The 22,755-nt window shown below is 73.2% G+C and carries 20 protein-coding genes; 10 read left to right on the plus strand and 10 right to left on the minus strand.

From position 1 onward, the window contains the following. Positions 1-2: 2 nt before the first annotated feature. Genes DNL27_RS04730 through DNL27_RS04740 form a run of 3 tightly spaced genes read right to left on the minus strand, consistent with a single transcriptional unit; the run spans position 3 to position 3,317 of the window. Entirely contained in the window at positions 3-1,199 is a 1,197-nt protein-coding gene (locus tag DNL27_RS04730) for an Mrp/NBP35 family ATP-binding protein (protein ID WP_012397906.1), read from the minus strand. After that, positions 1,196-2,026, minus strand: a complete 831-nt coding sequence (locus DNL27_RS04735) for a DUF1003 domain-containing protein (protein WP_112234849.1) — start codon at positions 2,024-2,026, stop codon at positions 1,196-1,198. The genes DNL27_RS04730 and DNL27_RS04735 overlap by 4 nt, the downstream gene beginning before the upstream one ends. Continuing rightward, positions 2,019-3,317 (minus strand): magnesium transporter MgtE N-terminal domain-containing protein, encoded by a 1,299-nt coding sequence (locus DNL27_RS04740; RefSeq protein ID WP_112234850.1) that lies wholly within the window; start codon positions 3,315-3,317, stop codon positions 2,019-2,021. Before DNL27_RS04740 ends, DNL27_RS04735 begins: the two co-directional genes overlap by 8 nt. A 158-nt stretch (positions 3,318-3,475) precedes the next feature. Here DNL27_RS04740 and DNL27_RS04745 point away from each other — a divergent pair, with 158 nt between their 5' ends. Further along, on the plus strand, positions 3,476-4,477 hold the full coding sequence (locus DNL27_RS04745) for a general stress protein (RefSeq protein WP_012397909.1): 1,002 nt from the start codon (positions 3,476-3,478) through the stop codon (positions 4,475-4,477). Positions 4,478-4,574: 97 nt separating this feature from the next. Here the strand turns inward: DNL27_RS04745 and DNL27_RS04750 are convergent, their stop codons facing one another. Then, the gene (locus DNL27_RS04750) at positions 4,575-6,182 is read right to left on the minus strand and encodes an aminopeptidase P family protein (RefSeq protein ID WP_112234851.1); all 1,608 of its coding nucleotides are present in this window, start codon (positions 6,180-6,182) and stop codon (positions 4,575-4,577) included. 116 nt (positions 6,183-6,298) lie between these two features. Between DNL27_RS04750 and DNL27_RS04755 the strand changes: the two genes are divergently transcribed. Continuing rightward, positions 6,299-7,150 (plus strand): PHP domain-containing protein, encoded by an 852-nt coding sequence (locus DNL27_RS04755; RefSeq protein ID WP_112235756.1) that lies wholly within the window; start codon positions 6,299-6,301, stop codon positions 7,148-7,150. A 9-nt stretch (positions 7,151-7,159) separates the two neighbouring features. On the opposite strand, the gene DNL27_RS04760 is transcribed toward DNL27_RS04755, so the two are convergent. The 5 genes from DNL27_RS04760 to DNL27_RS04780 all read right to left on the minus strand — a co-directional run bounded on the left by DNL27_RS04760 (position 7,160) and on the right by DNL27_RS04780 (position 12,367). Beyond that, positions 7,160-8,029, minus strand: coding sequence for a site-specific DNA-methyltransferase (locus DNL27_RS04760; RefSeq protein ID WP_012397912.1), 870 nt, complete (start codon positions 8,027-8,029; stop codon positions 7,160-7,162). 5 nt (positions 8,030-8,034) lie between these two features. Further along, entirely contained in the window at positions 8,035-9,702 is a 1,668-nt protein-coding gene (locus tag DNL27_RS04765; protein ID WP_012397913.1) for a DEAD/DEAH box helicase, read from the minus strand. A 318-nt stretch (positions 9,703-10,020) separates the two neighbouring features. Then, positions 10,021-10,254, minus strand: coding sequence for a DUF3107 domain-containing protein (locus tag DNL27_RS04770; protein ID WP_041297317.1), 234 nt, complete (start codon positions 10,252-10,254; stop codon positions 10,021-10,023). Between the two features lie 89 nt (positions 10,255-10,343). Further along, complete coding sequence (locus DNL27_RS04775) at positions 10,344-11,021, minus strand: TetR/AcrR family transcriptional regulator (RefSeq protein WP_112234852.1); 678 nt, start codon at positions 11,019-11,021, stop codon at positions 10,344-10,346. 32 nt (positions 11,022-11,053) lie between these two features. Further along, positions 11,054-12,367 (minus strand): glutamyl-tRNA reductase, encoded by a 1,314-nt coding sequence (locus DNL27_RS04780; protein ID WP_012397916.1) that lies wholly within the window; start codon positions 12,365-12,367, stop codon positions 11,054-11,056. A gap of 128 nt (positions 12,368-12,495) precedes the next feature. Between DNL27_RS04780 and hemE the strand changes: the two genes are divergently transcribed. From hemE to hemL, 8 genes are all read left to right on the plus strand, one after another. Further along, a complete protein-coding gene (hemE, locus tag DNL27_RS04785) occupies positions 12,496-13,719 on the plus strand; it encodes a uroporphyrinogen decarboxylase (RefSeq protein ID WP_112234853.1) in 1,224 nt (407 codons plus the stop codon). Continuing rightward, positions 13,716-15,203, plus strand: a complete 1,488-nt coding sequence (gene hemG / locus DNL27_RS04790) for a protoporphyrinogen oxidase (RefSeq protein ID WP_112234854.1) — start codon at positions 13,716-13,718, stop codon at positions 15,201-15,203. Before hemE ends, hemG begins: the two co-directional genes overlap by 4 nt. A 99-nt stretch (positions 15,204-15,302) precedes the next feature. Then, positions 15,303-16,019, plus strand: coding sequence for a hydrogen peroxide-dependent heme synthase (gene hemQ / locus DNL27_RS04795; RefSeq protein ID WP_112234855.1), 717 nt, complete (start codon positions 15,303-15,305; stop codon positions 16,017-16,019). Between the two features lies 1 nt (position 16,020). Next, positions 16,021-17,226: a ferrochelatase gene (locus DNL27_RS04800; RefSeq protein WP_112234856.1), complete on the plus strand. Its 1,206-nt coding sequence runs from the start codon at positions 16,021-16,023 to the stop codon at positions 17,224-17,226. After that, a complete protein-coding gene (gene hemC, locus DNL27_RS04805) occupies positions 17,223-18,167 on the plus strand; it encodes a hydroxymethylbilane synthase (protein WP_112234857.1) in 945 nt (314 codons plus the stop codon). The genes DNL27_RS04800 and hemC overlap by 4 nt, the downstream gene beginning before the upstream one ends. Beyond that, the gene (locus DNL27_RS04810; RefSeq protein ID WP_112234858.1) at positions 18,164-19,309 is read left to right on the plus strand and encodes a uroporphyrinogen-III synthase; all 1,146 of its coding nucleotides are present in this window, start codon (positions 18,164-18,166) and stop codon (positions 19,307-19,309) included. Before hemC ends, DNL27_RS04810 begins: the two co-directional genes overlap by 4 nt. A gap of 32 nt (positions 19,310-19,341) precedes the next feature. After that, positions 19,342-20,346, plus strand: coding sequence for a porphobilinogen synthase (gene hemB / locus DNL27_RS04815; protein WP_012397923.1), 1,005 nt, complete (start codon positions 19,342-19,344; stop codon positions 20,344-20,346). A gap of 71 nt (positions 20,347-20,417) precedes the next feature. After that, positions 20,418-21,737: a glutamate-1-semialdehyde 2,1-aminomutase gene (gene hemL, locus DNL27_RS04820; protein WP_112234859.1), complete on the plus strand. Its 1,320-nt coding sequence runs from the start codon at positions 20,418-20,420 to the stop codon at positions 21,735-21,737. Positions 21,738-21,855: 118 nt separating this feature from the next. Here hemL and DNL27_RS04825 read toward each other — a convergent pair whose 3' ends face one another. Beyond that, positions 21,856-22,554 (minus strand): 3'-5' exonuclease, encoded by a 699-nt coding sequence (locus tag DNL27_RS04825; protein ID WP_112235757.1) that lies wholly within the window; start codon positions 22,552-22,554, stop codon positions 21,856-21,858. Between the last annotated feature and the right edge of the window lie 201 nt (positions 22,555-22,755).

The following is a 22,755-nucleotide window of genomic DNA, read 5'->3' on the forward strand; positions in this document are numbered from 1 at the left end:
TCTCAGCCCCGCGGCGTGATGCCGAGGCTGCGCCCCGCCAGCCCGCGGCCCTGGGCGTCGAGTGCGCGGGCGATCTCCCACAGCTGACCGGCCGCCGGGGAGTCGGGCTCGGACCACACCGCGGGCACGCCGCGGTCGGAGGCCTCTCGCACGGTGACGTCCAGGGGCACGCTGCCCAGCAGCGGCACCGGGTAGCCCAGCCGTTCCCCCAGGGAGTCCGCGATCCGCTGCCCGCCGCCGGAGCCGAAGACCTCCATGCGGGTGCCGTCCGGCATGACCATGGCGGACATGTTCTCGACCACGCCCGTGACGCTCTGCTCGGTTTGCTCCGCGAGCGTGCCCGAGCGCTGCGCGACGCTCACGGCGGCGTGCTGCGGGGTGGAGACCACCACCACCCCCGAGCGGGGCAGCAGCTGACCCACCGAGATGGCGATGTCCCCGGTGCCCGGGGGCAGGTCCAGGAGCAAGTGGTCCAGGTCCCCGAAGTGCACGTCCGTGAGGAACTGCTCGATGGCCCGGTGCAGCATGGGCCCGCGCCACGCCACCGGCTGGGCGGGGTCCACGAACATCCCGATGGAGATCACCTTGATGACGCCGCGCGAGCGGTGCCCCGCCCCGGTGGCGCCGTCCTCGGGCCTGCGGTCCACGCCCTCGGGCACCTCCACCACGGGCGGCAGGATCATGTCCCCCACGCGCGTGGGGGACTGCGTGATGCCCAGCAGCCCGGGCACCGAGAAGCCGTGCACGTCCGCGTCCACGATGCCGACGGTGCGCCCCATGGCGGCCAGCGCCGCGGCCAGGTTCACGGTGACGCTGGACTTGCCCACCCCGCCCTTGCCGCTGGTGATCGCGTGCACCCGGGTCAGGCTGTGCGGGTCCGCGAACGGGTTGCTGCGGTGGTGTCCCAGCCGCTCCTGCAGCTGCTGGCGCTGGGCGGGGGTCATCACCCCCACGTCCACCGCCACGTGCTCGACGCCGGGCACCGCCGCCAGGGCCTCGTGCAGGTCGGCCTCGATGGTCCCGCGCAGCGGGCACCCGGAGACCGTGAGCAGCACGGTGACCCGCGCGGTCCCGCCCTCCAGCACCGCCTCGGGGATCATGCCGAGCTCCGTCACGGGACGGCGCAGCTCGGGGTCGATCACGCCGTCGAGCGCCTCGCGCAGCCGAGGGTCGACGGCCTCCGTGCCGTTCCCGCTCACAGGTGCCCCTCCTGACCGTCCTCGCCGGGTGCCCCTGCCGGATGCGACGACGCCGCCGCGCCGGGTCCGGGGGCGGGGTGCCCCGCCGCGTGGGAACCGGGGGGCGCGGTGGCCGACCGGGCGTCGTCGTCGGTCCCGGACGGGGCGGGGGCCACGCCGTAGGTGGCCTCGGGAGTCTCGGCGAGCGGGGTTGTACCGGTGCGCTTGACGCGGTCCCCCTTGCGAGAACCGGGGTTCTTCCGCCCGCCCTCGGAACGCTTGCCGCCCTCGGCGCGCCGACCCGCGGGCTCGGCCTCGCCGGCCTCCGCGCGCTGGTCCTGGGCCTCGAGGATCTCCTCGAGCAGGTTGCGCAGCTCGGAGCGGACGTAGTCGCGCGTGGCGACCTCGCGCAGCGCGATCCGCAGGGACGCGATCTCGCGCGTGAGGTACTCGGTGTCCGCGAGGTTCTGCTGACCGCGCTTGCGGTCCTCCTCGGCGACCACGCGGTCACGGTCGTCCTGCCGGTTCTGCGCGAGCAGCAGCAGGGGCGCGGCGTAGGACGCCTGGAGGGACAGCATGAGCGTGAGCAGCGTGAAGTTCAGGGACCGAGGGTCGAACTGGATCTCCTCGGGGGCCATGGTGTTCCAGCCCAGCCAGATGGTCACGAACACGGTCATCCACAGCAGGAACTGCGGCGTGCCCATCCACCGGGCGATCGCCTCGGTGAGCTGGCCGAACGAGTCCGGGTTGGGCCGGAACCGGGGCAGGTACCCGGGGCGCTTCTCCCTCGGCTGGTCCAGGGGACCGGGGGAGTACTGCGCCGAGGGGTTCTGTCGGGGACTACTCATACCTCTTGCCCACCTTCCTCACGGGGGTTCCGTCGTCGTACGCGCGCCAGTCCTCGGGCAGCAGCGCGTCGAGGACGTCGTCGATCGTCACCGCGCCCACGAGCCTGTCCTGGTCGTTGACCACCGGCAGGATGGTGAGGTCGTAGGTGGCCAGCTCGCGGGCCACGTCCGCGACGGACGCCTGATCCGAGACCGGCTCGATGGAGCGGTCGATCAGGTTGCCGATCGCCTCGGGCGGGGGATAGCGCAGCAGCCGCTGGGTGTGCACGAACCCCAGGTACTTGCCCGTGGGCGTCTCGAGCGGGGGCCGGCACACCAGCACGGCGGACGCGGCGGCCGGGATGACCTCCTCCTGCCGGATGTGGGCCAGGGCCTCCGCGACCGTGGCCTCCGGGGAGAGCACGATGGGCACGGGGGTCATGAGCGAACCTGCGGTGCCCTCCTCGTACTCGCGCAGCCGTCGGACGTCCTCGGCGTCCTCGGGCTCCATCATGGTGATGAAGCGTTCGGCCTCGGCCTCCGGCAGCTCGTTGAGCAGGTCGGTGGCGTCGTCCGGGTCCATCTCCTCGAGCAGTGCCACGGCGCGCTCGTTGTCCATGTGGGTCAGGATGAACACCTGGTCGTCCTCGGGCAGCTCCTCGAGCACGTCCGCGAGGCGCTCGTCCTGCAGCTCGGCGGCGATCTCCAGCTTGCGCTTGTCGGGCATGTCCCGCAGCTCGTCCGCGAGGTCCGCCGCCTGGTCCTCCTCGTGCTGCGCGACCCACTGGGTGGCCGGCTGGTGGCCCGCGTTGGAGGGGTCGTCGGTGTCCTCCCAGTCCACGATCAGCGTCTGGTTGCGACGCCGGATCAGCCCGCCCGTGGCCTGCGAGCGGCGCACGAACAGCTGGGAGATCACCCAGTCGCCGCGGTTGTTGGACTTCTCCATGGCGACGTCCTCGATGGTCGCCGTGCCGGAGCCGTCCAGAAGCACCACGGTGCGGTCGAAGAGCTCGCCCACCGCGAGGGTCTCCGCGCCGCGCTGCTCGAAGCGGCGCAGGTTCACGAGGCCGGTGGAGATGATCTGGTCCGCGTCGATGCTCGTCACGCGTGTCATGGGCACGAACACCCGTTTCTTGCCCAGCACCTCCACCACGAGGCCCACCACGAGCGGCCGGGTCTTCAGCGACGGTCGGCTGCCGGGGCGCAGCAGCACGACGACGTCGCGCAGCCGCCCCAGGCGGTCGCCGAGGGGGTCGAAGACGTCCAGGCCGATCAGGCGGGCCACGAAGATCTTGGAAAGGTTTGTGCTCACCCGCCCAGCCTAGTGATCCGGGGGCAGTGGTCACATTCGGGGCGGACCGGGTGGTCAGCCACCCCCGGTGATGGTCCCCCGGGGCGCCGTGTTCACCCGCTGCGATGATGGAGGGTTCTCCCTGGGAGCTTGCGGGTGGCTGGGGGAGAATGGGGCGCATGAGCACCCCGAATCGCGTCCCGTCCCAGTTGTCCATCGCACCAGAGATGCCACGCGGCGAAGTGGTCGGCCGCTACCGAACCTACGCCGAGGCCCAGAAGGCCGTGGACTACATGTCCGACGAGCACTTCCCCGTGGCCATGGTCTCGATCATCGGCAGCGACCTGAAGTCCGTGGAGCAGGTGACCGGGCGGCTGTCCTACCCCCGGGTGGCCCTGCAGGGTGCGCTCAACGGCATCTTCTTCGGCGCGTTCCTCGGGCTGATCCTCACCATGTTCGGCGGCCCGCAGATGGCCGCGTCCATCGTGCCCACCATGCTGCTGGGCGGTGCGTTCTTCATGCTGATGGCCACCATCACGTACGCGATGTCCCGCGGCAAGCGGGACTTCACGTCCACCAGCCGGATCGTGGCGGGCAGCTACGAGGTGCTCGCGGCACCGGAGGTGGCCGGACAGGCGCGCCAGGTGCTCAGCGGCATGCCCGGTGAACCGGGTGCCGGGGTACGCGCCCAGGGCCACGCCCCGTTCGGCGGTCGCGGTCCGGGTGGTGCCCGTCAGGACGGGTGGAACGGCGGGCACTGGGGCCACGGCGGCCCGGGCCACGGCGGAACCCAGCAGGGTGCGCCCCAGAACGGCGCACCCCAGAACGGCCCGTACACCGGTGGCCCCACTGGGCAGCCGGGTGTGCCGGGCCAGGGCGCGCCCGCCGGCGCCGCCCACGGCAGCAGCCCCGCGGCGTCGGGCCCCGGCGTTCACGAGGGCACGCAGCCGGGCCCGGAGGCACAGCAGGACCCCCACCGCTCCGCGAAGTTCCCGGACCTCCCGGACGGACGCCCCCAGTACGGCATCCGCGTGGAGCCCGAGGCAGCGCCCGAGGCAACTCCGGAGGTGGACCGTTCCGCGCCGTGGACCCGCACCGGTGGCCCCGCAGCCGCGGACGACGCCCGGGACACCCAGCAGGGCGGCGGCATCGAGAACCGCACCCCGGAGGACCGCCGCTGAGGTCCCGGTGACCGGTGCCAGGCCCGCGGGCTGCGCCCGGTGGAGACGCAGAACGCCCCGCACTGCAGTGCGGGGCGTTCTCACGTCAGGACGCGGCTCAGGCGGCCGGACCCTCCGTGGGTCCCACGTTCTCGTCCCGGTTCCAGATGCCCTGGATCCAGGCCTCGACGTCCTCCGGGCGCCGGGGCAGGGCCGCGGAGAGGTTCTCGTTGCCCTGCTCGGTGACGAGCACGTCGTCCTCGATGCGCACGCCGATCCCGCGGTACTGCTCCGGGATCGCGAGGTCCTCCTCCTTGAAGTACAGCCCGGGCTCGATGGTGAACACCATGCCCGGCTCGATCACGGCGTCCAGGTACAGCTCGCGCTTGGCCTGCGCGCAGTCGTGGACGTCCAGGCCCAGGTGGTGGCTCGTGCCGTGCGGCATCCAGCGGCGGTGGTGCTGACCGGACTCGGAGAGGGAGACCTCCGCGGAGACCGGCAGCAGGCCCCACTGCTCGAGGCGGTGGGCCAGGACCTCCATGGCCGCGGCGTGCACGTCCCGGAAGCGGTTGCCCGGCACGGCCACCTCGAAGGCGGCCTCCGAGGCGTCCAGGACCGCCTGGTAGATGGTGCGCTGGATCTCCGTGTAGGTCCCGTCCACCGGCAGGGTGCGGGTGAGGTCCGCGGTGTAGAGGGAGTCCGCCTCCACGCCCGCGTCCACGAGGATCAGCTCGCCCGGCTTCACCGAGCCGTTGTTGCGGATCCAGTGCAGCACGGTGGCGTTGTTGCCGGACGCCGCAATGGTGTCGTAGCCGAGGTCGTTGCCCTCCAGACGGGCCCGTGAGAAGAACGCCCCCTCGACCACGCGCTCGCCGCGCTCGCCGCCGATCGCCCGCGGCAGCACCGAGACGATGTCCTCGAAGCCGCGGATGGTGGCGTCCACAGCCACGCGCAGCTGGCCGATCTCGTACTCGTCCTTGACCAGGCGCAGCTCGCTCAGCGCCTCGGTGAGCGTGGCGTCCTTGCTGTCCGACTGCTCCAGGTCCACGCCCGTGTTGATGCGGGAGGTGTCCACGAGGGCGTCCATGTTCAGGTCCACGTCCCGCACCAGGCGGATGCTCAGCCCGCCCAGGGCGGCGTTGCCGGCGTCCTTGGTCACGGCGGTCTCCAGCGCGGAGAGGTCCTGCGTGGGCAGTCCGAACTCGTCCTGCAGCTGCTGCAGGGTGGGGCGGGAGCCCACCCAGAACTCGCCGTTCTTGGCGTCGGCGTAGAACTCGTCGGAGTCCCGCCCGGCCATGGGGTGGAAGTAGAGCGTGGCCACGTGGTCGCTGCCGTCGTCGCCGTGGCCCGGCTCGGTGGGCTCCATCACCAGCACGGCCTCGGGCTCGTGGTCCACACCCATGCCGGTCACGTGGGCGAACGCGGAGTGCGGGCGGAAGCGGTAGTCGGTGTCGTTCGAGCGCACCTTGGGTGCACCAGCCGGGATCACCAGGCGCTCACCCGGGAACAGGCGCGAGAGCCGGGCACGGCGGGCGGCAGCGAACTCCGCGACCTCGGCGCGCGGCGTCGTCGTCGTCTCGGGCTGGGCCCAGCTCGACGCCATGAACGCGCGGAACTGGTCGCTGTCCGGGCGCTGAGAGCGGTTGTCCACCCGCTCGTCCATGGGCTGCGCGGCGTCCTCGCTCGCGTGGTGGGAAACGGCGGTGTGTTCTGAGCCCTGGCTCATGGGCGCTGTCATCTCCTTCGCGGCGCGATCGCTCGCGCCCGGTGGGGTCGGGATCTGTCCTGCCCATGGTGTCACGCCGGTCAACCGTGCGGATGCGCGCGGGTATCGTGGGGGCGGTGAGAATCGACCTGCACACCCACTCGATCGCCTCGGACGGCACGGAGACCCCCGCCGACGTCGCCCGCTCGGCCCACGTGGCCGGGCTCAGTGTCTTCGCGCTCACCGACCACGACACGACCGCGGGCTGGCAGGAGGCCGGGGACACCGCCGTGTCCCTGGGAGTGGCGTTCGTCCCGGGCATGGAGATCACGTGCACCACCGCGGACGGCATCTCCGTGCACATGCTCAGCTACCTGCACGACCCCGCGTACCAGCCGCTCGTGGAGCGGATCGAGGAGTGCCGCCGCAACCGGCTCACCCGGGCGCGGCGCATGGTCGAGCTGCTGGGGGAGGACTACGACATCGGCTGGGAGGACGTCACCGCACAGGTGGGGCCGGGCGCCACGGTGGGCCGCCCGCACATCGCGGACGCGCTCGTGGCCCTGGGCGTGGTGCCCACGCGCTCGGACGCGTTCTCAAACCTGCTCTCCGGGCGCTCCAAGTACTACGTGCGCCACGACGCCCTGGATCCCGTGGAGGCCATCAAGCTGGTGCGCGCGGCCGGCGGCGTGCCGGTGTGCGCGCACCCCATGGCACCGCTGCGGGGCCGGGTGGCCAGCGCGGTGGACTTCGGGGCCATGATCGACGCCGGCCTGGCCGGTCTGGAGGTCGCCCACCGGGACAACCCGGACGAGTCCCGCGCGGTGCTCATGACCATGGCCGCCGAGCACGACCTGCTGGTCACGGGCTCCAGCGACTATCACGGGGACGGCAAGCCCAACCGGCTGGGGGAGAACTCCACGTCCGTGCGCTCGCTCACGAGGATCTGCGAGCAGGCGACCTCCGGCGTGGAGGTCCGCTGGCCCTGAGCCGAGCGCTCAGGCGGTGCGCACGGGCACGTCCGGCAGGCGCAACCGCATGACCTCCACGGCCTCGGGGTTGCTGTCCACGCACACGAACCGGCGCCCCAGCTCGGCGCTGACCGCGCCCGTGGTGCCCGAGCCCGCGAAGAAGTCCAGCACCCAGTCCCCGGGCCGCGAGGACGCCGTGACAATCCGCCGCAGCACACCCGCGGGCTTCTGGGTGGGATAGCCGGTCTTCTCCCGCCCGGTGGGGGAGACGATCGTGTGCCACCACACGTCTGTGGGCAGCTTGCCGCGCGCGGCCTTCTCCGGTCCCACGAGACCCGGGGCCATGTAGGGCTCGCGGTCCACGTCCTGCGAGTTGAAGTGGTACGCCGCAGGATCCTTCACGTACACCAGGATGGTGTCGTGCTTGGCGGGCCAGCGCCGGGTGGTGCGCCCGCCGAAGTCGTAGGCCCACACGATCTCGTTGAGGAAGCACTCCCGGCCGAACATCGCGTCCAGCAGCACCTTGACGTAGTGCACCTCGCGGTAGTCCAGGTGCACGTACAGGGTGCCGTGGCGGGCCAGCACCCGCCGGGCGTGCGCCAGCCGGGGTTCCAGGAACCCCAGGTAGTCCGCGAACGAGTCCTCGTAGCGGCGCAGCGAGCCCATGATCGTCTCGTAGGAGCGCCCGGCGAACCCCACCCGGTCCCCCTCGCCGTGGGCCACGGGCACCGAGCGGGTGGTGCGGCGCACCTGGTCCCTGCCCGTGTTGAACGGGGGGTCCAGGTACACCAGGGAGAAGGACTCGTCCGGCAGGGACTCCAGCACGGTGAGGTTCTCACCGTGCACGATGGCGCTGGTGCCCTCCGGGTCGAACGTGAAGGGCTCCGGCGCGCTCACCGCCCCTACTCTCCGGCGGCGGGGGACTGCTGGGCACCCTGCCCGTTGCCGCCCCGGTTCTGCCCCGAGGGACGACGACGCCGACGACGCCGCTTGGCGCCGCCCTCACCCGAGGTCTCCACGGACTTCTCGCGCGGGGCGTGCGCGGTCTTCTCGCGGCCGTTCTCCCGGCTCTCGGAGGACTGCCCCGAGCGCTCGCGGGAGCCGGAACCACCGGAACGGCGGCCGTCGGAGCCCGAGGCCCCCGAGCGGCGTCGTCCGCCGGAGCCGTTGCGGGGCCCGCCGGAGGAGCGCTTGTCGTCGCGGCGCGGACGCGCGTCCCCGAGGTCCTCCATCTCCTCGGCGTCCAGGCCCTCCAGCGTGCGCTGGGACTTCGGCAGCTTGCCCTTGGCGGTGCGCGGGATGTTGAGGTCCGAGTACAGGTGCTCGGAGGAGGAGTAGGTCTCCACGGGCTCGGGGATGCCGAGCTCCAGGGCCTTGTCGATCAGCCGCCAGCGCGGGACGTCGTCCCAGTCCACGAACGTGATGGCGGTGCCCTTGTTGCCCGCGCGGCCGGTGCGCCCGGTGCGGTGCAGGTAGGTCTTCTCGTCCTCGGGGCACTGGAAGTTGATCACGTGGGTGACGTCCTCCACGTCGATGCCGCGGGCCGCGACGTCCGTGGCCACGAGCACGTCCACCTTCGAGTTGCGGAACGCGCGCAGCGCCTGCTCACGCGCGCCCTGGCCGAGGTCGCCGTGCAGGGGAGCGGCCGCGAAACCGCGGTGGATCAGCTCGTCCGCGAGCTTGGCGGCGGCGCGCTTGGTGCGCGTGAAGATGATGCTGCGCCCGCGGCCCTCGGCCTGCAGGATGCGCGCCACGACCTCGTCCTTGTCGAGGTGGTGGGCGCGGTAGATGACCTGGCGGATGTCCTTCTTGGTGGTGCCCTCGTCCGGGGCCGCCGCGCGGATGTGCATGGGCCGGGTCATGTAGCGCCGGGCCATCGCGACCACGGGGCCGGGCATGGTGGCCGAGAACAGCATGGTCTGGCGCACGGCCGGGACCGTGGCGAGCAGCTTCTCCACGTCCGGCAGGAAGCCCAGGTCCAGCATCTCGTCCGCCTCGTCCAGCACGACCATGCGCACGTGGCTCAGGTCCAGGAAGTGCTGGCGGTTGAGGTCGATCAGGCGCCCGGGGGTGCCCACCACCACCTCCACGCCCTTCTCGAGCTCGGCGATCTGGGACTCGTAGGGCCGGCCGCCGTAGATGGTGGCCACGCGCGCGTTGCGGGTCTTCGCCGCGATCGAGAGGTCGCTGCCCACCTGCACCGCGAGCTCGCGCGTGGGGACCACGATCAGTGCCTGCGGTGCGCCGGGCTTCGCGAGCTGCTCCCAGCCGGCGTCGTCACGGCCCACCGCGCGCTGCAGCGCGGGGATGCCGAAGCCCAGGGTCTTGCCGGTGCCGGTCTTGGCCTGGCCGATGATGTCCTGGCCGGAGAGCGCGATGGGCAGCGTCATGGCCTGGATGGGGAACGGGGAGGTGATGCCGTGGGCCGCGAGCGCGTCCACGATGTCCTGGCGGACCCCGAAGTCCGCGAACGAGGACTCTTCCACGGGTTCGGTGGCCTCGACGGCCTGCGCGCCGGACTCGTCGAGCTCCGGGGCGTCCTGCTCGGGTGTTGCGGTGATGTCGATCAAAACTGTCCTTCACGGGATGGGCGCGGGGCACCGTCACCGGGAACCCGCCGGGACCGCCCTGAGCGGGCGGGCACGGCGCGGGCCGGGGGCCACCGCGTGGGTGTGAGGAAGCCGATCGTGGAACGTACCCTGCCCGGGCGCTCATCGGACGGTGCGTGACCGTCCGGGCGCGGTGCCGGAGCGGGTGAGGAGTGAACGTGACGGTGTCCTGGGACGACCGGTCATCCTGCTGGAACGTCCCCAGTGTACCCGCAAACGCGCCGACGCCCCCGGGCGGTGATCCCGGGGGCGTCGGACGGTGGCGGCGGAGTGCGCCGCTCACCCGAGGGGCAGCGGCGTGAAGCCCACCTTGCGCTTGGTCTCCTGGCCGGTCTCCACGTAGCCGATGCTCGCGGCGGGCACCACGGTGGTGGTCCCCTTGGAGTCCTGCAGCACCAGGGGGGTGCCAGCGTTCAGGGCCTCGGTGACCTTGGCCTGGACCTCGTCCGCCGTGATCTCGCTGTTGACCACGAGCTCGCGGGCCACGTTCTGAATCCCGATCTTGATTTCCATGGGTGCCTCCTGCGGGGTGTCCGGTCCGCGGTGCCCACGGGCCGGACGCTGTCCGGTGGACCGCACCCGCCGCGGGTGCGCGCCGCGGGTCAGTCCTGGTCGTCGCCGCCCAGTCTAGGAGCCGCCTCCGCGTGCTCATCGTTGAGGGACTTGATTCCGCCCCAGGCTAAACGGAAGAGCCGGTCCTGGACCTCCTCGCGCGAGCCCGTCTCCGGGTGGCGGGTCCAGTACACCGCGGAGGTCTGCACCAGGTGCACGAGACCCCGGGACAGCAGCATGGCCTGGGCGGGAGGGGCGCCGGTGCGCGGGCCCAGCAGCGCGGCCACCGCGTGGGCGACCTCCTGGTAGAACTCGTCCAGCTGGGCCGCGACCTCGGGGAAGGACATGAGGTCCGCGTTGAAGATCAGGCGGTACGCCTGCGGGCGGGAGTGGACGAAGTCGAAGTGCGTGTCGATCACGTTGCGAACCTGGGAGCGGTTGGAGTCCGCGGAGGCCAGCGAGTGCTCCAGTCGCTGGGAGAGGTCCGTGAGCGTGTACTCCACCAGGGCGAGGAACAGCTCCCGCTTGCCGGGAAAGTGCTGGTAGAGCACGGGCTTGGACACCCCGGCCGCCGCGGCGATCTCGTCCATGGACGTGGCGTGGTAGCCGCCGTCCGAGAACACCCGCAGGGCGGTGTCCAGCAACTGCTCGCGGCGCTGGTCCCGGCTCATCCGGCGCGCCCTGGGAGCGGGAGGTGCCGGGGCGGCGTCGTCGGCGGCAGGGTTCATGGGATCCTCCTGAGCGGGCGGGCGGGGCGTCATCAGCCCACCGCGCGGGGTCGCGGGGTGTCCGAGGGGTCCTGCCGGGTGGAGGGGGCGGTCTCCTCCGGGACGTCCGGCACGGCGACCTCCAACCCGTACAGCGCCTCGAGCCCGGTGATGTACTCGTCCGCCCGGCCCTCCGCCGCGAGCTGGCGCGCACGCACGGTGGGGGTGTGCAGCAGGGAGCGGACCATCCGGCGCATGGCCATCTCGATCTGCTCCTCCGCCCCGGTGCAGCCGTGGTGGGTGCGCACCTTGTCGAGCTCGGCGTCGAGCACCGCCATGGTGTGCTTGCGCAGCGCGACGATGGCCTGGTCCATGCTGCGCGCCGTGCGGGCGTTCTCGAAGTCGCGGGCCGCGCGCTCCACGATCTCCCGGGCGGCGGCCACCGACTCGCGGGTCTCCTCGGGTGCGGCCACGCGCACGGACTCCAGGGTAATCAGCTCCACGTTGGGCAGGTCCGCGACGGCGGGGTCGAAGTCCCGGGCGAGGGCGAGGTCCACCACGGTGCGGGGCCCGGCCGGGAAGCGGGAGGCCGGCATGGGCGCGGAGCCGCCGGAGCAGCCGATGATCACGTCCGCGCGGCGCAGTGCCCCCGGCAGGGACTCGTCCGTGACGGGGGAGCCGCCGCGCTGGTCCGTGAACTGCTGGGCGCGCCCAGAGCCGGAGTAGACCTCGATGTCCGCACACCCGCGGTCCCGCAGGGCGGCCATGGTGGCACCCGCGTACGCGCCGGTGCCGAACACGAGGGCGTGGCGCTCGGGCCAGTCCCCGGAGGTGATGTCGTCGGCGAGGTCCAGGGCCACCGAGACGATCGAGCGTCCGCGCTCGCCGAGCCCGGTGCTCGCACCCACCTCGCGGGCCGTGCGCGCGGCGGCCTCGAACAGCTGCACGAGGTGCGGGGAGGCGGTGCCGGACTGCTGGGCGCCGGCCAGCGCCCGGCGCACCTGCCCGGTGATCTCGCGCTCCCCCACCACGGCCGACTCCAGCCCGGAGACAACGGTGAACAGGTGGCGGGGGACCTCGGGCCCCTCGTAGGCGTCCATGGTCTCGAGGACGAAGCGCTCGTCGAGCCCCGCGCGCCGGGCGATCCGCTCGGCCAGCTGCTGCTGGGCGCCGGGGACGTCCACGGAGGCGTGCTCGGGCAGCTCGCCGTAGAGCTCGAGGCGGTTGCACGTGGACAGGGTGATGGCTCCGGCGAGCGCACCGCGGGACACGGCGTCCTCGGCCACACCGAGGGCCCCGGTGCTCAAGCGTGCGACGGTGTTGAGGTCAACGGTGCGGTGCGAAGCGACAAGACAGAAAAGAACCACAATCCCGCCATCCTAGACGAAGTCGTTCTGGTCCGCTCAGCATAGCCACCCGCCCCGACCTCCCGGGGCGGGGTCCCGGACACTCCGTCGCCAAACGCGTCGGGGTCCTTTGGCACAATGGGGGCATCATGGCATCCCAGAACGAGCGCAGCGACGAGACCGCCCGACCCAGCTCTCCCGGGAGCGCTCCCGGAACGGGGTCACGCCCCGCCGGGACCCCCTCGGGCGCGGATGCCGCACATCCCGGCACCACGGCCCCTGATGCGGCCGCGGCGTGGGAGCGGCGGATCGCCGCGCTGCCGGAGAACCACCCCCTGCGGGCCGGTGGCACCTCGCAGTCCCCCCTGATCCGCACGCTGCGCGGCCTGCCCGCCGCGCACCGCCCCGTGTGGTTCATGCGCCAGGCCGGACGCTCCCTGCCCGAGTACCGCGCCGCGCGCGAGGGCACGGGCATGCTGGAGGCCTGCCTGACCCCGGCGCTCGCCGCGGAGATCACCCTGCAGCCGGTGCGCCGCCACGGCGTGGACGCGGCCATCTTCTTCTCCGACATCGTGGTGCCCATGAAGCTCGCGGGCGTGGGCGTGGACATCGTGGCCGGGCGCGGGCCCGTCCTCGAGCACCCCGTGCGCACCGCCGCGGACGTCGCCGCGCTGCCCGAGCTGCCGGACTCCGCACTGGACCCCGTCCGGGAGGCCGTGGCGCGCACCGTGGCCGAGCTCGGCGAGACCCCGCTCATCGGCTTCGCGGGGGCACCGTTCACGATCGCCGCGTACGCCGTGGAGGGCGGGCCCTCCCGCGACCACCTGCGGCCACGCACGATGATGCACGCGGACCCCGCGGCCTGGGACGCCCTCGCGCAGTGGGCCGCACGCACCTCCGGCGCCTTCCTGCGGGCGCAGGTCGAGGCGGGGGCCTCGGCCGTGCAGCTGTTCGACTCCTGGGCGGGCTCACTCTCGCTCGGGGACTACGAGGCGCACGTGCAGCGCCACTCCGCGCAGGCGCTCGGTGCCGTGGCGGACCTCGGGGTGCCCCGCATCCACTTCGGCACGGGCACCGGGGAGCTGCTCGTGGCCATGCGCGAGGCCGGCGCGGACGCCGTGGGCGTGGACTACCGGATCCCGCTGGACGAGGCCTCCCAGAGGCTGGGCGGGCGTACCGTGGTGCAGGGCAACATCGACCCCGCCCTGCTCCCGGCCCCCCGCGAGGTGCTGCACGAGCACGTCCGGGACGTCCTGCGGCGCGGCTCCGCGGCCCCCGGCCACGTGGTCAACCTCGGCCACGGGGTGCCCCCGGACACGGACCCCCGCGTCCTGAGCGAACTGGTGACCTTCATCCACAAGGAGACTCGGTGACAACTTCCTCCGGCGATCCGCGGCGGCCCTCCGCCCGCCGCCCCCGCACCGCGCTGGTGGTCGGCGGCGGCGTGGCCGGTCTCACGGCCGCGCGGGACCTCGCCTCCGCCGGTCTGCGGGTCACGCTCGTGGAGGCCTCGGACCACTTCGGCGGTGCCGTGGGCGCCCACGAGGTCGCCGGCCTGGTGCTGGACTCGGGGGCGGAGTCCTTCGCCACGCGCTCCACCGCCGTGCCCGAGCTGATGGCGGAGCTGGGGCTCTCCGAGCGCATGGTCACACCGCACCCCGCGGGCTCCTGGCTCTTCCTCCCGGAGGGTGCCGTTCCCGCGCCGCGCTCGGGCGTGCTCGGCATCCCCGCGGATCCCACGGCACCCGAGCTGCGCCTCCCGCTGGGGCGCACCGGGGTCTCCCGGGCCCGTCTGGACCGCGCCCTGCCGGGGCGCGTGGGCGCGGGGGAGCGCACCGTGGGCGGTCTGGTGCGCGCCCGCATGGGCCAGCGCGTGGTGGACCGTCTCGTGGCCCCCTTCGTCTCCGGGGTCTACTCCACGCACCCCGACCAGCTCGACGTCGACGCCGTGGCGCCCGGTCTGCGCGCTCGCATGCGGGAGCTCGGCAGCCTTGGCGCGGCCGCCGGCGCCCTGCGGGAGGCCAGCCCGGCCGGTGCCAACGTGGCCGGGATCGACGGCGGCATGAACCTGCTCAGCGAGGGGCTCGTGCGCGACGCCGAACGGCTGGGGGTCAAGCTCGTCACCCGCTACGACGTGATCGCCCTGGACCGAGATCCGCGCCGCCCGGGGTGGATGGTGATCCAGCGGCAGCCGACCAACGGGGACAAGACCGCGGTGGCGCGCGGCGAGCTGCTCGTGATGGCCGCAGACGGGCCCACGTCCGTGCGCCTGATGGGTTCGCACATGGCCGATGCCCAGAACTACACGCCGCGCTCCGGGCCGCGCATCGCGCTCGCCACGCTCGTGCTGGACTGCCCGGCGCTCGACGACGCCCCGCGCGGCACGGGGGTGCTCGTGAGCGAGGACGTCCGTGACGTCCGCGCCAAGGCCCTGACCCACTCGAGCGCAAAGTGGGACTGGGTGGCCCGCGAGGCCGGGGAGCACCGCCACGTGGTGCGGCTGTCCTACGGGCGGATGACGCCCAAGGGCGCGGGGCCCTCGCCCGAGGTGACCCTGGAGGACCGGCACCTGATCTCCCTCGCCCTCGGGGACGCGAGCGCCCTGCTGGGCGTGCCCATCGCCCCGGAGCAGCTCGTGGGCGCGGACGTGGTCCGCTGGCACGCGGCGCTGCCCCGCACCGACGCCGGGCACACGGCGCGGGTCACGGGGTTCCGCCGGGCTCTCACGGAGATCCCGGACGCGGTGGCCGTGGGGGCGTGGCTCTCCGGCACCGGCCTTGCGGCGGTGGTCACGGACACCCGGCAGCAGGTCAGGTCCCTGCTCGCGCGCCACGGCTACGACGTGACGGGCACCTGAGCCGCGCGATCGGCACCCGGTGCCGCGGCGGCGTCGCCGTGACCGGGCCCCGACCACGGACGGCGAATGAGAAGAGAACACGGTGAAAGGACGACGACGATGAGTGAGCACGAGAACGGCACCGCGCAGGACGCCGCGCACGAGGGCGGCGACACGCTCTACTGGGCGGCCTACACGGTGCTGGAGCGCACGGGGCAGCGACCGCAGGACGCCGGTTCGGCGGAGAACCGGGCCGCCTTCGACGCCCTGGTGGCCGAGCTGGCGCAGCGGGACGTGACCGTGCGCGGGATGTACGACGTCTCCGGGATGCGCGAGGGCGCGGACTTCATGCTGTGGCTCACCGGCAAGGAGCCCGACGCGCTGCAGGCCGCGATCCGCGAGCTGCGCCGACAGCCCCTGCTGGCCGGCACCCGGCAGTCCTGGAACGCCATGGGCGTGCACCGCGAGGCGGAGTTCACGTCCAACCACTCGCCCGCGTTCGCGCGCGGTGCCGAGGCCCAGAAGTGGGTGTGCGTCTACCCGTTCGTGCGCTCCTACGAGTGGTACTACATGAACCCGCAGCGCCGCGGGGAGATGCTCAAGAACCACGGCATGAAGGCCCGCGAGTACCCGCAGGTGCTCGCCAACACGATCGCGTGCTTCGGGCTCAACGACTTCGAGTGGCTGCTGGCCCTGGAGGCCCCCGAGCTCGTGGACCTGGTGGACATCATGCGCCACTTCCGCAACACCGAGGCCCGTCTGCACGTGCGCGAGGAGACCCCGTTCTACACGGGCCGCCGGATCACCACCGAGGAGATCGCCGAGGTGCTCGACTGAGATGACTGACACCCGAGAGACCAATGCCCTGAGTGCCGAGCGCGCGAACGCGCCGCACTCCTTCGACGCCCTGATCCTCTCCTCCTTCGGGGGACCGGAGGGCCAGGAGGACGTGATCCCGTTCCTGCGCAACGTCACGCGCGGGCGCGGCATCCCGGACGAGCGGCTCGAGGAGGTGGCCACCCACTACCGTGCCAACGGCGGGGTGAGCCCCATCAACGCCCAGAACCGTGCACTGCGGGACGCGCTCGAGGCCGAGCTGCGGCGCCGTGGTGTGGAGCTGCCCGTGCTGCTGGCCAACCGCAACTGGGACCCGTACGTGGCGGACGTGCTGCGCGAGAGCCACGAGCGCGGCTACCGGAACCTGCTGGTGCTCGCCACGAGCGCGTACTCCGGGTACTCCAGCTGCCGCCAGTACCGCGAGGACTACGGCGTGGGCCTGGAGGAGACCGGGCTGCAGGACGAGCTGCACGTGGAGAAGATCCGGCAGTACTACGACTCCGAGGGCTTCCTGCGCCCCTACGCCACCAAGCTGCGGGACTCGCTGCTCGCCCTGCGCGAGCGCACCGACGGTCCGCTGCGCGTGCTGTTCACCACGCACTCCGTGCCCATGACGGACGCGAACGCCGCGGGCCCCGAGCGCATGGACTTCGAGGGGGACTCCGCCTACGTGGCGCAGCACCTCGCGGCCGCGCGCTGGATCGTGGAGCAGGTGGGCGAGCCCATGGCCGGGGTCGAGTGGGAGCTCGTGTACCAATCCCGCTCCGGGCCCCCGCAGGTGCCGTGGCTCGAGCCGGACATCTGCGACGTCATCGAGGGGCTGCCCGCCCAGGGCGTCACCGGTGTGGCCGTGGTGCCCCTGGGCTTCGTCTCGGACCACATGGAGGTGCTGTGGGACCTGGACACCGAGGCCCGTGACGCCGCCGCCGAGGCGCAGCTGGAGTTCGAGCGGATCCCCACCGCCGGTACGGACCCGGAGTTCGTGGCGGCGCTCGCGGACCTCGTGGAGCAGCGCCTGGGCACACCCTCCGCACCCCCGCGGGTCTCTGCGTGCGCGCAGGGCACGTGGTTCGACACGTGCGCCCCGGACTGCTGCGTCAAGGTGCTGCACGGGCAGAGCGAGCCCCGCCCCACGATCGCCCAGCGCCCCGTCGGGGAGCCCATTCCCGTAGGTCTCGACGAGAACGGCGAGGTGATCCACCGGTGAGCGGAGCCGTGTTCACGGTGGGCACCCGCGGTTCGCAGCTGGCCATGACCCAGAGCCGGTGGGCGGCCGAGGCCGTCTCCCGTGCCGGGGCCATCGACCACGAGCTCGTCACGGTGCGCACCGAGGGGGACGTCCTCACGGGACCGCTGTCCCAGATGGGCGGGACCGGGGTGTTCGCCACCGCCCTGCGGTCGCAGGTGCTGGACGGCCGCGTGGACCTCGCGGTGCACTCGCTCAAGGACCTGCCCACCGCCCCGGTGGAGGGGCTGCGGATCGTGGCCCTGCCCGAGCGCGAGGACCCGCGGGACGCCCTGTGCGCCCGGGACGGCCTCACACTGGCCGAGCTGCCCGAGTGTGCCGCCGTGGGCACGGGCTCACCCCGCCGCGTGGCCCAGCTGCGCGCCCTGCGCCCGGACCTGCGCATCGTGGACATCCGCGGCAACGTGGGCACCCGCCTGAACCGGGTGGCCCCGGCGGACCCGGGGGACCTGGACGCCGTGGTGCTCGCCGCATCGGGGCTCAAACGGCTGGGCCTGGAGGGCCGGATCACCGAGTACCTCGATCCGCACGTGATGCTGCCCGCCCCGGGGCAGGGGGCGCTCGCGCTCGAGGTCAGTGCGAGGCTGGATCCCTCCGGTGCCCTGATGCGTGGCCTCGAGGCCGTGGACCACCTGCCCACGCGGCTCGCGGTCACCGCCGAGCGGGCCGTGCTCGCCCAGCTCGAGGCCGGCTGCGCCGCGCCCGTGGGCACGTTCGCCCGCGTGGCCGGGGACGTCCTGGAGCTCGACGTGGTCGTCGCCAACCCGGACGGGTCCGAGGTGATGCGCCGCAGCGAGTCCGTGCCCGCGCCCTCCGTCGAGGAGGCCGAGGCCTTCGGGCGCCGGATCGCGGACGACCTGCTCGCCCAGGGTGCCGACCGGTTGGCCCGGCTGAGCCTGTGACCGCTCGTCGCGTGCTCGTCACCCGCGATCCCGCCGCCGCGCGACCCCTGGCCGCACTGCTGCGGGAGCGCGGGTACGAGCCGTGCGCGGCCCGGCTGCTGGAGGCCTCCCTGCCCCCCGACCCCGAGCCCCTGCGTGCCCTGCTGTGCGAGGCTGTCCGCCCCACCGTTCCCACGTGGCTGTGCGTGACCTCCGCCACCGCGGTCCACGCCCTTGCGGCGGTCGCGGACACCGCCGACTGGGGCGCCCGGCTCGACGCCGCCCGTTCGCCCGGTGCCGCCCCCGGAACTGCCGGGGACTCCGCCACCGGTCCCGCCCGGATCGAGGCAGTGGCAACGGGCGTCGTCGCGTCGTCCCCCGCGCCCGGGGCCAGCGCCCCGGTGGTGGCCACGGACGACGCCGCCCGGCCCGCCCCGCTGCGGATCGCCGCCGTGGGTGCCGCGACCGCCCGGGCCCTCGCCGATCACGGCGTGGGGGTGGACTTCGTGCCCGCCGGGACCTCCAGCGCCGCGGGCATGCTCGCGGAGTGGCCGGAGGGTCTCGACATGCGGTGGAAGGCATCCGTCGCGCGCCGCTCTGGCGTTCGCGGTGTGGCGGGTGCCGACACCTCATCCTCCGGTCTCGGCACGCGCGCGGGCACCGGCGCCACCGGACACGCCGGTTCCGCAACGGGGACCGCGGGTGCCGGGTCGCCGGGCGACGTCCCCCGAGCCCTGCTGCCCGTGTCCGCGCTGGCCTCGGACACCCTCGAGGACGGCCTGCGGGCCAGGGGGTACCGTGTCTGCCGGGTCCGCGCCTACGACATGGAGCCCGCCCCCGCCCCGCGGCCGCTGAGCACGATCGCGTCCGAGCCGGACGACGCTCCGGAACTCGACCGCGCGGCCGCCCGGGCCGCGTGCGCCTCCGGTGAGCTGGCGGCGGTGGTGGTCACGGCGCCGTCGCGGGCCGGGCAGCTGCTGGACGGCAACCGTCCGGCAGAGGGTACCGCGTGGATCGCGATCGGGGAGCCCACCGCCCGCGCCCTGCGTGAGCAGGGACTCACCCCGGTGACCGCGGCACAACCGACTCCCGAGGCGCTCGCCGATGCGGTGGTGCACGCGCTCGGAACCCCCGGCACGGCCGGGCTCAACAAATTCTCATAATGCAACGATTCGATGAACCAGGAGACCTGCAGATGAACGACGACGTCTCGTACGACCTCGTGTCCCGCCCCCGGCGGCTGCGCAGCACCCCGGCCATGCGCCGGTTCGTGGCCGAGACCCGGGTGGACCCCTCCGACCTGATCCTGCCGGTGTTCGTCAGGGAGGGGCTCAGTGAACCGCAGCCCCTGTCCTCGATGCCCGGTGTGGTGCAGCACAGCATGGACTCCCTCCGGCGCGCCGCCGCGGAGGCTGTGGAACTCGGCCTGGGCGGCTTCATGATCTTCGGCGTGCCCGAGACCCGGGACGCCGAGGGCTCCGCCGCACTGGACCCGGACGGGATCCTGAACCGCGGCATCCGTGCGGTGCGCGAGGAGGTGGGGGACGGAGTCGTCGTGATGGCGGACCTGTGCCTGGACGAGTTCACGGACCACGGCCACTGCGGCGTGCTGGATGCCCGGGGCCGCGTGGACAACGACCGCACGCTGGAGATCTACGGCCGGATGGCCGTGGCCCAGGCGGAGGCCGGGGCGCACATGCTGGGCCCGTCCGGGATGATGGACGGGCAGGTGGGCGTGATCCGCGCGGCCCTGGACGCGGCGGGCCACGAGGACGTCTCGATCCTCGCGTACACCGCCAAGTACTCCTCGGCGTTCTACGGCCCGTTCCGCGAGGCCGTGGACTCCACGCTCACCGGGGACCGCAAGACCTACCAGATGGACCCCGCCAACCGGCGTGAGGCCCTGCTGGAGCTGCAGACGGACCTCGCCGAGGGTGCGGACATGGTCATGGTCAAGCCCGCAATGAGCTACCTGGACATCCTGCGCGAGATCGCGGACGCCTCACCGGTGCCGGTGTCCGCGTACCAGATCTCGGGGGAGTACGCGATGATCGAGGCCGCGTCCGCCAACGGGTGGATCGACCGCGAGGCCGCGATCCGCGAGTCCGTGCTCTCCATCAAGCGCGCCGGCGCCGACTCGATCCTGACCTACTACGCCACAGAGCTCGCCGGGTGGCTCCGCCGCGAGAACGGCCGGTGACAGCCCAACCGCCGCACCCCACCGGTACGGTGGCCGGGACCCGTTCCCGGCGAAAGGAATGAAGTGATCTCATGAGTGTTTCGCAAGAACTTTTCGACCGTGCCCGCCGTGTGATGCCCGGTGGCGTGAACTCGCCCGTGCGCGCGTTCAACTCCGTGGGCGGCACCCCGCCGTTCATCGCCGCAGCCAAGGGCCCGTACCTCACGGACGTGGACGGCCGCGAGTACGTGGACCTCGTGTGCTCGTGGGGCCCCGCCCTGATCGGGCACGCGCACCCCGTGGTGACCGAGGCCGTGCACGAGGCCGTCGAGCGCGGTCTGGGCTTCGGCGCGACCACGCGCGGTGAGACCGAGCTCGCCGAGCTCGTGGTGGACCGCGTGGCACCGCTCGAGGAAATCCGCATGGTCTCCACGGGCACCGAGGCCACCATGACGGCGCTGCGCCTGGCCCGCGGGTACACGGGCCGTGACCTCGTGGTGAAGTTCGCCGGCTGCTACCACGGCCACGTGGACTCGTTGCTCTCCGAGGCCGGTTCGGGGCTCGCGACGCTCGCACTGCCGGGCTCCGCAGGTGTCACCGAGGCGACCGCCGCGCAGACCCTCGTGCTGCCGTACAACGACGTCGCCGCGCTCGAGGCCGCGTTCGCCGAGCACCCCGGTCGGATCGCTGCGGTGATCACCGAGGCCGCCCCGTGCAACATGGGCGTGGTCACCCCGCAGGACGGCTTCAACGCCGCGATGCGCCGCATCACGCAGGCGGACGGCGCGCTCATGATCCTGGACGAGGTGCTCACGGGCTTCCGCGTGCACGAGGCCGGGTACTGGGGTCTCAGCAACGCCGCGGGCGAGAGCTGGGCCCCGGACCTGTTCACGTTCGGCAAGGTCATCGGCGGCGGGCTGCCCACCGCGGCCCTCGGTGGCCGCCGCGAGGTCATGGAGTACCTGGCCCCCACCGGTCCCGTGTACCAGGCGGGCACGCTGTCCGGGAACCCGGTGGCGATGGCCGCGGGTCTCGCCACGCTCAAGTGCGCGGACGCGGTGGCCTACCAGACCATCGACCGCCGTTCCGAGCAGCTGCGCGCCGGTCTGCGCGAGGCCCTCGACGCCGCCGGGGTGGACTACTCCATCCAGGAGGTGGGCAGCCTGTTCTCGCTCGCGTTCGGCACCCGGTCCACGGGCGTGCACGACTACGCCGATGCCAAGGGCCAGGAGGCCTTCCGGTACACGCCGTTCTTCCACGCGATGCTGGACGCCGGGGTCTACCTGCCGCCCTCGGTGTTCGAGGCGTGGTTCCTCTCCGCGGCGCACGACGACTCCGCCATGGACCGGATCCTCTCCGCGCTGCCGGCCGCGGCGCGGGCCGCCGCGGAGGCGCAGCCCCCGCAGGCCTGACCCGGCCCTGCGCTGCGCGTCCTGGCCCCGGTCGCGGGGGCGGGGCGCGCACTGGCACGACGACGACGGCGCGGCACCCTGACAGGGGTGCCGCGCCGTCGTGCTGGGGCAGCGAGGTCTACGGCCGCGGGTGGACGGGCCACGTGCCGTCCACGACCGCGGTGGGGTCCTTGCGGCGGAAGTACTCCTGCAGGGAGGCGGCCTGCTCGGCGGCCCACCCGATCTGCGCCTCGTGCAGCGCGGCGGCGGGCTGGCGGAGCTCTGCGAAACGATCGGCGAGGGCAGCGGCGAGCCGCTCGGTGGCCAGGGCGTCCTCGGCGGAGGTGTGGGCGGCGTCGAGCACCACACCGTACTCCTCGCACAGCGCACCCAGCGTGCGCTTGCCCCGGCGGTAGCGGTGCACCTGCTTGTTGAGCACGAACGGGTCCAGCACGGGGAAAGGCTCCGGGGCGGGCAGACCGTGACGCTCGGTCTCGCGCGTGAGCACCGTGAGGTCGTAGGCGGCGTTGAACGCCAGCACCGGGACGCCCTCGCGCCAGAACCCCGCCAGGACCTCGCTCAGCTCGGCGGCCACCTCGGCCGCGGGGCGTCCCTCGGCGCGGGCGCGGTCCGTGGAGACCCCGTGCACCGCGGCGGCCTCCTCGGGGATCTCCACGCCGGGGTCGGCCAGCCACTCCCACTCTTGCAGCACGTCCCCCGCAGGGGAGACGAGCACCACCGAGGCGGTCACGATGCGCGCCTGCTGGGGGTCGCGCCCGGTGGTCTCCAGGTCGAAGCACGCGCGGGGGCCCTGGTGCCACGGGGCATCCGCCGCCACGACGCCGCTCGCGACCGTGCCGTTCGTGAGCGCACCGTTCGCGGAGCCCGGTGCCCGGGGCCCGGTGGTGGAGGGGCCGGCGACGGACCCGCGCGGAGCCTGTGCCGCACTCGCCATGGTCCTGGAGGACGTGGGCGTCTCGGAGGATGCGGGCGCCACACCCGGTCCCGTTGACCCCGGTCCGGTCGATCCCGGCCGCTG

This window comes from Kocuria sp. BT304, from assembly GCF_003290245.1.
In the GTDB taxonomy this organism is placed as follows: domain Bacteria; phylum Actinomycetota; class Actinomycetes; order Actinomycetales; family Micrococcaceae; genus Kocuria; species Kocuria rhizophila_A.

Excerpts from the sequence above, each read along its gene's own strand:
- DNL27_RS04735 (WP_112234849.1), bottom strand. The coding sequence starts at position 2,026 with ATGAGTAGTCCCCGACAGAACCCCTCGGCGCAGTACTCCCCCGGTCCC.
- DNL27_RS04745 (WP_012397909.1), top strand. The coding sequence starts at position 3,476 with ATGAGCACCCCGAATCGCGTCCCGTCCCAGTTGTCCATCGCACCAGAG.
- DNL27_RS04750 (WP_112234851.1), bottom strand. The coding sequence starts at position 6,182 with ATGAGCCAGGGCTCAGAACACACCGCCGTTTCCCACCACGCGAGCGAG.
- DNL27_RS04770 (WP_041297317.1), bottom strand. The coding sequence starts at position 10,254 with ATGGAAATCAAGATCGGGATTCAGAACGTGGCCCGCGAGCTCGTGGTC.
- DNL27_RS04775 (WP_112234852.1), bottom strand. The coding sequence starts at position 11,021 with ATGAACCCTGCCGCCGACGACGCCGCCCCGGCACCTCCCGCTCCCAGG.
- hemE (WP_112234853.1), top strand. The coding sequence starts at position 12,496 with ATGGCATCCCAGAACGAGCGCAGCGACGAGACCGCCCGACCCAGCTCT.
- hemQ (WP_112234855.1), top strand. The coding sequence starts at position 15,303 with ATGAGTGAGCACGAGAACGGCACCGCGCAGGACGCCGCGCACGAGGGC.
- DNL27_RS04800 (WP_112234856.1), top strand. The coding sequence starts at position 16,021 with ATGACTGACACCCGAGAGACCAATGCCCTGAGTGCCGAGCGCGCGAAC.
- hemB (WP_012397923.1), top strand. The coding sequence starts at position 19,342 with ATGAACGACGACGTCTCGTACGACCTCGTGTCCCGCCCCCGGCGGCTG.
- hemL (WP_112234859.1), top strand. The coding sequence starts at position 20,418 with ATGAGTGTTTCGCAAGAACTTTTCGACCGTGCCCGCCGTGTGATGCCC.